This window comes from Enterovibrio baiacu (assembly GCF_004120195.1).
GTDB lineage: Bacteria > Pseudomonadota > Gammaproteobacteria > Enterobacterales > Vibrionaceae > Enterovibrio > Enterovibrio baiacui.
On the sequence record NZ_SCHN01000007.1, the window covers coordinates 287,992 to 300,774 of the forward strand.

A 12,783-nucleotide genomic window follows, 5' to 3' on the forward strand; every position below is an offset into this window, starting at 1 on the left:
TGTTTAACACCGTTTAATCATTAGCGACTTTTGTGCTGTTTACCCCCAAACAGCACTTTTTTACTCTTATCCTCTGGTCACTATTTACACGTAAACACGGTGGTGATGAGCATCTGCGTAGACAAAACAGGCTGGCTCATTTTCTTCCACTGCGCAAAGCGTGTGAACACCTTCAGACCAAGACCTAACGTCCATTAACATTTGCTTATATTCTCAACCATGAGCATTAGGCACATAAACATTGTGTATATCATTCTAGCCAATGAAGCATTGATTATTTCATGTCTTCATGGCTGATTTATCACGATAAAACTGATGCTTATGCAGTCACTTTCATTGTTAATCCTGTTGATTGTATGCGACGTCATACATTTCTCTGTGTAAAACAATCAAGGAGAAGGAAATGGAAAGCCCAAAGAGAAGGCAATTTGTAAAATCCACCATTGGCGTTTCAGTCGCTGCGGCTGTTGCGCCCTATTCCAGTGAGACAAAAGCCATAACATCCCTTTTGCCGATCAATTATAAATTGTTGGTTCCTGAATTATTCAGTACACCACCGAGGCTCTCCTATCACTATCCCGTTCTTATTATTGGCAGTGGGTTTGGTGGTGCTGTAAGTGCGCTTAGACTCGGTCAAGCAGGAATAAAAGCCGCTATCATCGAGCGTGGTAACCGCTGGCCGTTGAGCAAGTTTCGGAAAATCTTTGCTTACGACATGATCGCCGATGGGCGTATGTTCTGGCACCGCGAAACCACAACGTTTCCTGCGCTCACTTACCGACTTCCTTTCTTCAATTCCATCCAAACCCAAAGCATTGATAAGTTTTGCGGTGTGCTCGATATCATCGATCGTCAAGGGGAAAACTACCGTGGCGGGTCTGATATTTTGCTCGGCACCGCCGTGGGTGGGGGTTCTGTTATTTATACTGGGGTCAAGGCAGTCCCTAAACAGGAATACTTCGAGCGCCTATTCCCTTCAGAGATTACCTTTAGCGAAATGGTGAATACCTATTATCCGCGCGTGAAGTCAGTGTTGAATTACAGCCAAATGCCGGATGACATCTACAACAGCCTTTCCTTTAAACATTGCCGAGATTGGGACAGAGAAGCGGCCAAAACGGGCTATAACTCCTACAAAATCGACGGCAACTGGGATTGGAACGTGGTCAGAGAAGAAATGACAGGACAATCCCTGCCCTCGAGCACCATTGGTTTAACCAATTTCGGTAACAGTAATGGCTGTAAACAGAGCCTAGATCAAAACTACATTCCCATGGCGGAAGCGACAGGCAACATTACGGTTCACCACAACCATGAGGTGAAAGAAATCTCGCGGAATGGGGATTTGTATGAACTCGATATTGTCGAATACGACCCCTATGGCGAGATCATTCATCGAAAAACCGTCACATGCGACAAGCTCATCATGGCGGCAGGCGCGTATCACACCCCGCGTATGCTGGTGCGTGCGAAAGCGAAAGGGACGCTGCCTGAGCTGAATGATTATGTCGGTAAAAACTGGGGTGACAACGGCAACCGTATGGCCTTTAGGCAGTCTCTGTTTGGTTTACCTCAAGGCGGGCCTCAAGCATCGCCATCACCGTCAGCCATTTATGTAAAAGATCACGGGGAAAGTCCGATTGTCGCCGAGAACTGGGCCAATGCCGCGATCGCTGAAGTGGGCGTTTCAATGTCGCTTGCTGTCACTGCAGATTTTAACAGCCGCGGTTACTTCTATTACGACGGAGCGAAAGACGACGCCGTGTTGCATTACCCTAAATCCCTCGAAGCAGATGCAACCAACTCGATGCGAAAAGTAAACACCAATATGGCCATCAGAAACTGGCAGCGTCTTGGTGCACCTGGTTTTGATGATGTCATTTTTACCGGTGCTCACCCTGTTGGCGGTATGGAAATTGGTAAGGCGACAGACATGTATGGCCGTGTTAAAGGGCTGCCTAATATGTATGTCATGGATGGCGCGTTGATCCCCGGCAATACAGGTGGCGCAAACCCTTCGTTGACTATCGCTGCACTGGCGGAAAGAAACATTGAGAAGGTAATCCAAGAGGACTTCTAAGTGATTATCTAAACGGTAGATCCATTCCAAAACCAAAGCCGAGTCCGTCTCGGCTTTTTAAATTGCGTCATCGCGGTGTTCATTCGTTATTCTTTGTTAAAACTTTGCGTATTTGTATCGCAATAACCACAATTTTGTTGCATGTTTATCGTTGCGTCCTTCAGTTACACTATTCGCCGTTAATCAAACCTGTAGTGAAAGGATACCGTGTGAGTCAGTTTGTCATTTGTGCATTGTATAAATTTGTTGAATTAAAGGACTATAAAGACATTCAAGCGCCCCTAACGGCGTTGATGAATGACCATGAAGTTCGCGGAACATTATTGCTCGCACAAGAAGGCATCAATGGCACTGTGGCCGCCAAACGCGAAAGCATTGACGCCCTGCTCGCTTATTTGAATGCTGACCCACGATTGGCTGGCATTAATTTCAAAGAATCTTACTCTGATGAACAGCCGTTCAATCGCACCAAAGTGAAACTCAAAAAAGAAATCGTCACCATGGGTGTAGAAGGCATCGATCCTCGTCATGTGGTCGGCACCTACGTAAAACCGTCTGAGTGGAATGCGCTGATTTCTGACCCCGAGGTTTTCGTCGTTGATACCCGTAACGACTATGAAATTGAACTTGGTACATTTGAAGGTGCGGTAAACCCAAACACAGAAACCTTCCGCGAGTTCCCTGATTACGTAAAGGAAAACATGGATCCGGCGAAGCACAAGAAAGTTGCGATGTTTTGTACGGGGGGCATTCGTTGCGAAAAATCTACTGCCTATATGAAAGAGCAAGGGTTTGATGAGGTGTACCACCTTGAGGGCGGCATTCTTAAATACCTTGAAGATGTTCCTGAAGAAAACAGCCTTTGGAATGGTGACTGCTATGTGTTTGATGGTCGCGTTGCCGTGAACCACCAGCTAGAGCAAAGTGATTACAGTTTGTGTAATGCATGTCGTTTACCGATCACGGAAGAAGACAAACAGTCGCAGCAGTTTGAACAAGGTGTCAGCTGCCCAAAATGTTTCGGTACACACACTGAAGAACAATTAGCGAATTTCCGCGAACGAGAAAAACAGGTTCAATTGGCTGCAGCGCGCGGAGAAACCCACGTGGGTGCCGACGCCATCAAACAGAAAGAAGCGCGTCGCGCAGAAAAATTAGCGTTGAAACAGCAACAACGCTCACGCCGATAAACGCATCACCACACACAAAAAAGAAACCGAGCATTGCGCTCGGTTTCTTTTTTCCAGATAGCCCAAAAGCGTTTAGTAGAGCTCGACAACGTTCCAGACTAATCGGTGGTCTGACGAAATGTCCTTACCATCGCCATACTGTCCTACCCGCTCGTCGTTCATCAGTAATCGGCCTTTTTCACCACTTGCAGGCCAATACACACCAGACTCAATCACGTGTAAGCCCGCAGATGGAATGACATGATCAACCCGCAAACCAAAGGTGCTGGTAACACGTTCAGGGTATTGCCCTGGGTTGTTTGCCTCCAATGCCCCAGTGCTGGTGGGCGTTAAATTCCCTTCTGTTGCGGTTTGATTCACGCGAGGGTGCGACAGCAAAGCGCCGATGGTTTCTTGAAAACCGTCACCTTCCAAAGGATCAGCATTCAGATCGCCCATCACGACGAAGTGCGCTTTCTTGGAAAGCCCGCCAATCTTGCCTTTGTCGTCATAAATGAACCCTGCATCGTCGATGTAATCAATCCAGAACTGAATTTCATCACGATTCCGGAGTTTGTTGTTTTCCGTTACCGTATCAAAAACGGGCGGCGTTGGGTGTGAAAGCAATAAGTGCACAACGTCGTCGCCAAACGGAGTTGAAATCTTAATGGGCACATCAACGTGATTCTTAGAAGAAAGCCGCATGCGTTGCCATTCTTGCTCTGAATACCACTCATCACCACACCCCAGCCCCTCAGGAATGGGATTGTTCGGATCATCGCAATTCACAACCCGCGGGTTCTCTGCATTCGGGAGGTCTTTCCATTTAAAGGTTTGAAATGTTCGGGTACGTTTCTTATCAATCTCAAATGTCGACATCAATGCAAACGCATACTGTCCGTGATAAAAACCAAACCCCCACGCATCCCCCGGCAATTGACCGATATCACCGTTGTTATCTAAATCCAGCCCGCTATTCAAGCCAGTGTTGGTGGCGTAGGTTTCTTTAAAGGGATACTTAATGGGTTTTAGCCTGTCTCCACCATCGATACTGTTGGGGCTTTGACCATGAGAAAGGTAGTTTTTCTGAAAGCCTTTTAAGGCCTTTAGCTTGATGCCATTTCCGTCGTTGTTAAATTCGCCTATCATCAGAATATCTGGGCGTGTGGTTTGAATGATCGCTGCAACATTGCGAATTTGAATGATCTTCTCCGCACGTTCTCTCTCTTCGTCACTCATTCCGTCTTTGTCATTCACATAGGCATCAACCAGTCGCCTTTGTTGTTTCCTCGATGTTTTCATTTCATCGACAAGTTGCTCAAACGTTCCGCGATCAAAGGAAAGATTGAACGACGCCACCGTCACTTTTTCATGTTTACAGCCCATCAAGGTCAATGCACTGAACAGTAATGCAATCCCCCATTTACGCATCTTCATTATCATGTCCTCGACTTGTTCTATCGTCACTTTCCAAACCCCACCCACTGCATGATGATTTGGATACTTGTGTACGAATAAACATCGTCGCTTTCAGCGTTTAGGAGGCTCTTTTTTTTAAGATCATGTTGGATTAGCCATTCAGGCAAAGACGTCACCGTGCAAAATATAAACAGCAAATGCACACATAGGGCAAACATTAAGCGCATTCAGGCACCCAAAGTATCAAGAAACGGTCTGTTCAGCGCAAAGCTATGGTGATCAGGGTATAAAGAGGACTAAGATGAAAGGGAATTAAGAACAGTGAGGTCTACTTTAGGCAAGTAAGTAGACCCAATCTCTCAGATGTATAAGGATTATTTATGTCAAACTTAGCACTTCTTAGCCTTTACCATAAAGACTACTGCCCGTACTGCTTAAAAGTACGTGCAGCAATGACATACATGGGTATTGACATCAAATTGGTGAACGTAGGTACAGATTCAGACGCGCGTGATCGCCTCATCTCTGAAGGTGGTAAAAGCATGGTGCCGTGTTTGCGCATCGAAAGTGAAGATGGCACGGCGGAATGGATGTATGAATCCGATGATATTATCGCGTACTTGAAAGAGAACGTTGCCAGTTAACACTGAAAAGGCCCATTACGGGCCTTTTTTTGTACCAGAACCTTTCACTTTCGCTCACTGGCCAACATGGTATTGCCTGTGAAGACGACACCTATTACTGATCAATTTTATCCAGCATTTTGTGGTCTTTCATGAACGCTAGATAATCAATGATGGCGCTCAATTCAGCATCTGACAGATGTTCGAACATCAGCATACGCGACTTGGCGCGGTAAGAATTCGGATTCTTAATGAACGCCATTAAGTACTCCGTGTCTCGATACTCTGTAATGTTTTGAGGAATGTTGAGCTCTGGACCGATATCCCCGCCCTCCAAGTTGACAGAGTGGCAAGAGATACAAAGGTTATTGAAAGTGGTGTAACCCGACATCACCGTTGAATCTTCTTTTGCCCCTACAGGGAAGTAGTCGGATTTAGGTTTCTCGTAGTTAAATTCAATTTTGTAAACTTGGAATGGCCACGTCCATTTTTTGTATTCACTGGGCTCTGTCGTCATCACGTAAAATGGGCCAGGGTTCAATACCTGCTTACCTTCACCGATATCCGTAAACAGTGCGTCATTCCCTTCTTCACCGGTAACAACAACCAATGGGCTTTCGGTCACCCCTTTTGACCACGTAGCAATGAACCCATCCAATGCATGGAATTTAATTTCTTCAACTTTCGCAAAGTCGATGCCAGCAAACGTTGCCACATCAATGAAGTCCATGCCGTTGTAAACCATATCTTGATGGTAAACAGGTGATGTAAAGGATAGCGTATGGTTTTTCGATGCCTTATCCAACTCTGCTATCTTAAGTGTTTTATCAAATATAACTGTGTCACCTTGCTTTAATACGAACTCTAGTTTTCTATCATCTGCTAACCCAACCAACGAATAACAACTAAGAACAAGAAAAAGTATACATCTCAACATTGGAATCCCTTTTTATTAATTGTGAGCCACATCTTTGACTTAAATACTGCCTTTCATTACCCATCAAACATTCACTATGTAAAAATACATGTCATTTTAAATATTCGACGGGTAAGCCAGAAGGCACACCGTAAACCTTCAACTCATTGACTAAGAAAGGTTTAAATGATGTGCCGCCGTAAACCGAGTATAGAACTAAATTCAAAGAAAGAAGGATGTTTACGTTGATCTAGCGCATAAATGAGAAATTATACACGACGTATTAAAACATGAAGGTGAAACGTGTTTTATATATAACTTTAATCTTATATTTATATGAATAAGAATACTTACATCCCACCCTCGCTAATATGCTTTTCAATACACGCAATAGCTATGCCTATTATTTTTTCATCCATATAATCATACTGGCAATCCAATAATATAGTCACTCTTTCATAACGCCATCTATACCCAAACAACAAGTATATTCAGTCGAGAGACCTAGTGTTGCCGAGTCGCTCCGTAAGTTACACGTATGTCATGCGGTATTCATGTGTTCAAAATCAATCTCGATATCGCTTAACCACACAAATGACTTCGTTGACATTTAGATGCAGATTTCTAACGTGATTTAGGTCTCATATCTGTCGTTTGTTAAATAAATCTGTATAATTCGCCGCCTATCTATTCGTAATGACATTTCTGCTGGTTGACCTCTTTCCCACTTCGAACTGTCAACCTTAACCCTAGGAATACTTCTTTGATCTCTACCGCTAACATCACCATGCAGTTTGGTGCCGAACCTTTATTTGAAAACATCTCTGCGAAATTCGGTAACGGCAACCGTTACGGCCTTATTGGCGCGAATGGCTGTGGTAAATCCACCTTCATGAAGATTCTTAGCGGCGCGCTTACGCCGAGTTCTGGCAATGTGTCTATCACGCCAGGGTTGAAGCTCGGCGTCCTGAGCCAGGACCAGTTTGCGTTCGAGCAGTTCAATGTTATCGATGTTGTGATCATGGGCGACCGCAAGCTTTGGGAAGTGAAGCAAGAGCGTGACCGCATCTACTCTCTACCTGAAATGACCGAAGAAGACGGCATGAAAGTGGCAGAGCTAGAAAGCGAGTTCGCCGAAATGGACGGTTACACTGCGGAAAGCCGCGCGGGTGATATCTTGCTTCAAGCGGGTATTGATGAAGAACTGCATTTTGGATTGATGCAGCAAGTCGCGCCTGGTTGGAAACTGCGTGTTCTCTTGGCGCAAGCCCTGTTTGCGAACCCAGATATTTTGTTGTTGGACGAACCAACAAACAACTTGGACATTCACACGATCAACTGGCTTGCAGAAGAGTTAAGCCAGCGCAAATGCACCATGATTATCATCTCGCATGACCGCCACTTCCTGAATTCAGTGTGTACACACATGGCGGACATCGATTACGGCGAACTGCGCATCTATCCAGGTAACTACGATTACTTCTTAGAGGCATCGAGCATGATCCGCGAACAGCTATTAGCGGGCAATGCCAAGAAAGCCGCTGAAATTAGCGAGCTGCAAGAGTTTGTTAACCGCTTTGGTGCAAACGCATCGAAAGCAAAACAAGCGAGCTCTCGCGCTAAACGCATGGACAAAATCAAGCTTGATGAAGTGAAATCATCTAGCCGCATTAGCCCTTCTATCAACTTTGGTGAAGGCAAGAAATTGCACCGTCAAGCGCTAGAAATTCAAGATCTTGGTCATGCCTTTGGCGACGAAGTGTTATTCGAAAAAGGAAATTTGTTACTCGAAGCCGGCACACGCTTAGCGGTTATTGGCGAGAACGGTGTGGGCAAAACTACCCTACTTCGCTGCCTGGTGAACGAATTAGAACAAACCCAAGGCATTGTGAAGTGGTCTGAAAATGCGTCTATCGGTTATTGCCCACAAGACAGCACAGCAGATTTCGACAATGACTTGTCCATCTTTGATTGGATTTCACAGTGGCGCACCGTTAAACATGATGATTTGATGGTTCGCGGTATCTTGGGTCGCCTGTTGTTTACGGCGGACGATGCAAACAAGAAAGCCCGAAACTGTTCAGGTGGTGAAAAGAACCGTCTACTGTTTGGCAAGCTCATGATGCAAGACATCAATGTGCTTGTGATGGATGAACCAACGAACCACATGGATGTAGAAGCCATTGAAGCATTGAACAACGCACTGAAGGTTTATACTGGTACATTGATCTTCGTGAGTCATGACCGCGAATTTGTTTCTTCGCTTGCCACATCAATCATTGATGTAAAAGACAAGAAGTTGGTTAATTTCCAAGGAACTTACGACGAGTACTTGGCGCACCAACAAAAAATATTGAACGTGGCATAAGCGCAAAGAGTAAACATGAGCAATCGCGATGGTGTTTATCCGTCGTCAGAATAGGCAACGTGTCGTGTGCCATTGAGCGCACGACAACTTTTTATGGAGACACTCTTCATGACAGAACAAGAACGCATTGAGCTACAACAAAACAACCCGCTTCATGGCCTCAAGCTTGAAGACATGTTGAGCCAATTGGTTGACCATTACGGCTGGGAAATTCTTGATACAGCCATGCGCTTTAACTGCTTCAGCACAAAACCAACGATTGCGAGCAGTGTGAAGTATTTGAAGAAAACCGAATGGGCACGTGAGAAGCTGGAAAACTTCTATCTATACCGCTTCAAACGTATGCCAAAAGCGAGCGAAGCAGAGTTTCAAATGCCACCGCGTGCGCGTACTTTTGCACACGGCATTGAACCCCGTGAGCCAATGGAATTAACGGTTGAATCTATTTTGCTTTCACAAGCAAAAGCGGCATCTGCACATAAGGCGCGTTCTTCACGCGGTCGCTTTAACCGCCGTTAACCGACATTCGGTTATGCATTTCGCACGTAATGTCGAATAGCACGAAGCAAAACAAGCCAAACCTTCATGGGTTTGGCTTTTTCTTATCTGTAGAACGTGAAACTTTTCGTGTTGTTAGCCACTCTTAACGTTAAACACGTATACCTAAACAACCTCAAGATGCTGTTTAGGTTTAAGCGGTGCTAGGCTGCAATAAGGTTAGTCAGTCACACGAATTAAATTGGGAAGTAAGCATGTTTTCAAAACTGTCATCCATTCTTAGAGAAGTCTTTGCCGAAGATGGCGGCAGCGCAGCATCTCATGAACATCTTTATCAACGCGCGATGGCAGGCTTGCTGTGTGAAGTTGCTAGTGCAGATCATGAACTCGACGAACGCGAAGAAACCGCAAAAACGAGGATGCTGAGTGTGTTGCTCGACATTGACGATGAAAAAGCCAAAAGTCTTGTCGAACAAGCCCGCGTAGAGTCATCACAATCCGTGTCACTTTACGATTACACGGATAAATTGCGTCAGCTAGAGCCTGAGCAACGGTTCGCATTGATCAAAGCGATGTGGGAAGTGGCTTACGCTGATGGGCGGCTGGATCCGCTGGAAGAATCCGTTATCCGTAAAACCGCCGAGCTACTGTATGTGGATCATGCGCTGTTCATTAAAGCGAAATTGGACGCGCAACCTGAGTAACCCGCATATCGTACTCATCATGGCTATCAAACAAAAAGACTTGCCGAAGCAAGTCTTTTTACTATTCGCTAAGCATCAACATCTGCCCGTCAACATGAATGCGCTTAAGCCGTGTTCCAAACACCTGCTCTAACGTTTCCACGTCCATGACACTTTCCGGTTTGCCTTGCGCCACGACATGCCCATTTTTCAGCAGTAACACGCGATCTGCGTCCGTAAGCGTTCTGTTGATGTCATGGTTAGACATGACGACCGCGATGCCCTTCTCGGCAATCTGACGCACCATTTTGTACATGACACTTTGTTGAGCAATATCCAATGCCGTCGCGGGCTCATCAAGAAGTAAGAATCGCCCGTCAGGATTAATATCCGGCCAAATCTGCAAACACACGCCCGCTAAGCGAACACGTTGCCATTCGCCCCCGGATAATTGGTCTGTGCTCCGGTTAAGTTTGTCTTCAATGCCCAACATCATACAAACGTCGCTGACCGCTTTTTCTAACGATGTCGGGTCGATCGCTTTGAGCGCAGACAAACTTAAACGGAGATACTGATAGACACCAATAGCAAACGCTGGGCGCTGCTGCTGGCTCAAATAGGCACGCTGTCTTGCCAAATGTTTGCTGTCAATATCATCCAGATGTTTTGCATCAATGGAGACATGTCCCTGTCCTTCAGTTAAACCAGACAGAAGTTCAAGCAAGGTACTTTTTCCGCTTCCGTTCGCGCCGAGTAGATGCACAATTTCGCCAGGTTCAACACGTAAGTTAAGTGGCATTAAGCGGGTCGACAACGCGACATTTTTTGCTTCGATCATACGCGCCTCAACAACATCCAAATGAACAGCGGCGCACCAATCGTCGTGGTTACCGAACCGACAGGCAATTCTGCTTCTACAATGGCCATGCGACCGATGGTATCAGCGACAAGCAAGAGTGAAGCCCCCGCTAACGCTGACAGAGGAAGCAAGAAGCGATTTTCTGTGCCTAACCATAAACGCAGAAAATGTGGCACCACTAGCCCAACAAAGCCGATGACGCCCGCCATCGCGACTGATGCACCCACTAACACGCTGACCGTGAGGATCAACTGCCAGCGAAGCGTTTGGATATTCAGCCCCAGTTGTTTTGCCGGTGTCTCTCCTAACATCATCAAGTCAAGGTTATTGCCTTGCGTGCAAAGCCACAACACCGCAGGAACAACCAACACCGAAAGCGTCAATTGCGCCCAGTGAACACCCGAGAGGCTGCCCATCAACCAGTAAAGCAATTGACGCAGGTTAAGGTCTGAACTGAAATAAAACGCCCACGTGACAATTGCACCCGACAAGATCCCCAAGGCAACACCGATGAGAAGCAATCTTGCCGTAGACATGGTGCGTTTTCGGGCAAGCCACACCAGTATGGCCGTAAAGGCGAGCGCGCCTAGCATGGCAGCCGCCATCAGCCCATATTGACTCGCTAATGAAGGAAACAAGAAAAGCACAATCACCAAGGCGAGGCTTGCACCACCAGAAATACCAAGCACGCCAGGTTCTGCTAAGGGATTACCAAGAAGCACTTGAAGCACAGCCCCTGAGACCGCAAGAGATGCACCAATAAGAATGGCTGCAATCACGCGAGGAACACGCAGTTCCATCAGTAATTGGTGTTCTAACGGGGAGTCATAGAAGAACGGTGTAATCCATATCTCCCCCGCTGAAAGTGATAACACCGCGCACAAAACCATGAGTGCGGATGCAATGCCTAAAGAAAGGTGCCAACGTCGCGTTCGACGCTCAACAAGTTGAAGTAAATGCATGGTTTTACGATCTAAACATCAATGGGCGCCAACCATACAGAGAAGCATCATAAATGAAAAGCGCTAACTCGCGGCAATCGGCCCGGGATCGCGCTCTACATTCACATAGAGCGGTCGCGAGAAGTCTGGGGTAAACGGTTTTACGAGCAAGCATGCACGCTGACCCACGGCGACGTTAGCATTGGGAAACACCACGGCTTCTCCTCCAACCTCTGACACGTACTCTTTACCATTTTCTTCCGCTAACGCCTCGCCTTCTTTAAAGAAGGTAAAATTTGCCGCATCGTTACTGAATGCCAGCGTAAACGCATCGTCCGTTTTGGTGATGGTTCGGCTGACCTTGTAGATATCAAACGGTTTGCTGTTTGCTGAAGCGTCGTACGTTTTGTGACTGAGTAAGGCGATGAGGCCCTGTTTCAGAGGCTCAAACTCTGTCATGTCGTTTTTATACAATGGCGCGACACGACCCATCTCAAATGTTGCTGCCAGTGCGCCAAACTTTTCTCCACTCCACCAACTAAACGTTGAAGAGGGTGTTCGGCTTAACAGCATGGCATCCATTTCAGCGCATTGTAGGAACGACGCCAAGGGGCGAATATCCGTTGCGTGGCTTGATGCTGGGATAACCGCAAACATGTAGTGCTTCGAATCTCGAATGGCGCTGTGCAAATCAAAGTGCCATCGCTCCCGGGATGTTTCACCGGTATTCATTGTCGAAAGCGAAAAGAAATTTTTAACGTGACATTGTAACCTATTTGCCAATACGCACTCGGCGTTTCGGTGATCGTTCTCACCAGCAAAAAGTCGATTTAGGTTTTCTTCAATAAAGCGCGTGTAAGCGTGAATAGCCGTGGGATGTGCGATGATAAACAGCGTGCGTTCTGTGGGCACAAACAGCCCTTCCACGATGTCTTTTACCAAGTTATCGACTAATTCAATGGGCGCGGTTTCGTCACCATGAATGCCCGAAGAGATAACAATGTCTTTCGTCGGATTTGGCGGTGAGATTTCAACGACACCAATATCGTGATGCTTCACTTCTACCCCATTGTCTAAGGTAAACACTTGGGGTGCAAAGTTAGCAGGAGGATATAGCGTATGTTGCAGGAAGCCACCAGAGAGATAACTATTAATCATTATATTGTCCCTAATTTATACCCACCTTTTTGTCGCCATGACGGTGGTTGATCGTATCTTTTAGACAAT

General features: G+C 46.2%; 11 protein-coding genes. 6 read left to right on the top strand and 5 right to left on the bottom strand.

Translation table 11 applies throughout. The annotated features are described in order from the left end of the window. The first annotated feature begins 403 nt into the window (after positions 1-403). Together EQP46_RS06060 and trhO are read left to right on the top strand one after the other, a co-directional pair. A complete protein-coding gene (locus EQP46_RS06060) occupies positions 404-2,080 on the top strand; it encodes a GMC oxidoreductase (protein ID WP_129492792.1) in 1,677 nt (558 codons plus the stop codon). Between the two features lie 209 nt (positions 2,081-2,289). Then, positions 2,290-3,270, top strand: a complete 981-nt coding sequence (gene trhO / locus EQP46_RS06065) for an oxygen-dependent tRNA uridine(34) hydroxylase TrhO (protein ID WP_129492793.1) — start codon at positions 2,290-2,292, stop codon at positions 3,268-3,270. A gap of 72 nt (positions 3,271-3,342) precedes the next feature. Here the strand turns inward: trhO and EQP46_RS06070 are convergent, their stop codons facing one another. Continuing rightward, positions 3,343-4,686 (bottom strand): endonuclease/exonuclease/phosphatase family protein, encoded by a 1,344-nt coding sequence (locus tag EQP46_RS06070; protein ID WP_129492794.1) that lies wholly within the window; start codon positions 4,684-4,686, stop codon positions 3,343-3,345. Between the two features lie 362 nt (positions 4,687-5,048). Between EQP46_RS06070 and EQP46_RS06075 the strand changes: the two genes are divergently transcribed. Beyond that, a complete protein-coding gene (locus tag EQP46_RS06075) occupies positions 5,049-5,312 on the top strand; it encodes a glutaredoxin family protein (RefSeq protein WP_129492795.1) in 264 nt (87 codons plus the stop codon). Positions 5,313-5,406: 94 nt separating this feature from the next. Here EQP46_RS06075 and EQP46_RS06080 read toward each other — a convergent pair whose 3' ends face one another. Further along, complete coding sequence (locus tag EQP46_RS06080; protein ID WP_240671673.1) at positions 5,407-6,096, bottom strand: c-type cytochrome; 690 nt, start codon at positions 6,094-6,096, stop codon at positions 5,407-5,409. An 874-nt stretch (positions 6,097-6,970) separates the two neighbouring features. Here EQP46_RS06080 and EQP46_RS06085 point away from each other — a divergent pair. The 3 genes from EQP46_RS06085 (at position 6,971) to EQP46_RS06095 (ending at position 9,777) form a co-directional block, all read left to right on the top strand. Further along, the gene (locus EQP46_RS06085; protein WP_129492797.1) at positions 6,971-8,575 is read left to right on the top strand and encodes an ABC-F family ATPase; all 1,605 of its coding nucleotides are present in this window, start codon (positions 6,971-6,973) and stop codon (positions 8,573-8,575) included. Positions 8,576-8,683: 108 nt separating this feature from the next. After that, positions 8,684-9,094 carry a VF530 family protein gene (locus EQP46_RS06090; protein WP_129492798.1) on the top strand — a complete coding sequence of 137 codons (411 nt, stop codon included), beginning with the start codon at positions 8,684-8,686 and terminating at the stop codon, positions 9,092-9,094. A gap of 233 nt (positions 9,095-9,327) precedes the next feature. Further along, positions 9,328-9,777 (top strand): tellurite resistance TerB family protein, encoded by a 450-nt coding sequence (locus tag EQP46_RS06095; RefSeq protein ID WP_129492799.1) that lies wholly within the window; start codon positions 9,328-9,330, stop codon positions 9,775-9,777. 61 nt (positions 9,778-9,838) lie between these two features. Here EQP46_RS06095 and btuD read toward each other — a convergent pair whose 3' ends face one another. The 3 genes from btuD to EQP46_RS06110 form a co-directional block, all read right to left on the bottom strand. Continuing rightward, a complete protein-coding gene (btuD, locus tag EQP46_RS06100; RefSeq protein ID WP_129492800.1) occupies positions 9,839-10,594 on the bottom strand; it encodes a vitamin B12 ABC transporter ATP-binding protein BtuD in 756 nt (251 codons plus the stop codon). Beyond that, entirely contained in the window at positions 10,591-11,577 is a 987-nt protein-coding gene (gene btuC / locus EQP46_RS06105) for a vitamin B12 ABC transporter permease BtuC (protein WP_129492801.1), read from the bottom strand. Before btuC ends, btuD begins: the two co-directional genes overlap by 4 nt. Positions 11,578-11,640: 63 nt before the next feature. Continuing rightward, positions 11,641-12,714, bottom strand: a complete 1,074-nt coding sequence (locus EQP46_RS06110; RefSeq protein WP_129492802.1) for a succinylglutamate desuccinylase — start codon at positions 12,712-12,714, stop codon at positions 11,641-11,643. Positions 12,715-12,783: the final 69 nt, after the last annotated feature.

Coding starts and splice junctions, on each gene's coding strand:
- EQP46_RS06095 (WP_129492799.1), top strand. CDS start 9,328: ATGTTTTCAAAACTGTCATCCATTCTTAGAGAAGTCTTTGCCGAAGAT.
- EQP46_RS06110 (WP_129492802.1), bottom strand. CDS start 12,714: ATGATTAATAGTTATCTCTCTGGTGGCTTCCTGCAACATACGCTATAT.
- EQP46_RS06090 (WP_129492798.1), top strand. CDS start 8,684: ATGACAGAACAAGAACGCATTGAGCTACAACAAAACAACCCGCTTCAT.
- btuD (WP_129492800.1), bottom strand. CDS start 10,594: ATGATCGAAGCAAAAAATGTCGCGTTGTCGACCCGCTTAATGCCACTT.
- btuC (WP_129492801.1), bottom strand. CDS start 11,577: ATGCATTTACTTCAACTTGTTGAGCGTCGAACGCGACGTTGGCACCTT.
- EQP46_RS06060 (WP_129492792.1), top strand. CDS start 404: ATGGAAAGCCCAAAGAGAAGGCAATTTGTAAAATCCACCATTGGCGTT.
- EQP46_RS06070 (WP_129492794.1), bottom strand. CDS start 4,686: ATGAAGATGCGTAAATGGGGGATTGCATTACTGTTCAGTGCATTGACC.
- EQP46_RS06075 (WP_129492795.1), top strand. CDS start 5,049: ATGTCAAACTTAGCACTTCTTAGCCTTTACCATAAAGACTACTGCCCG.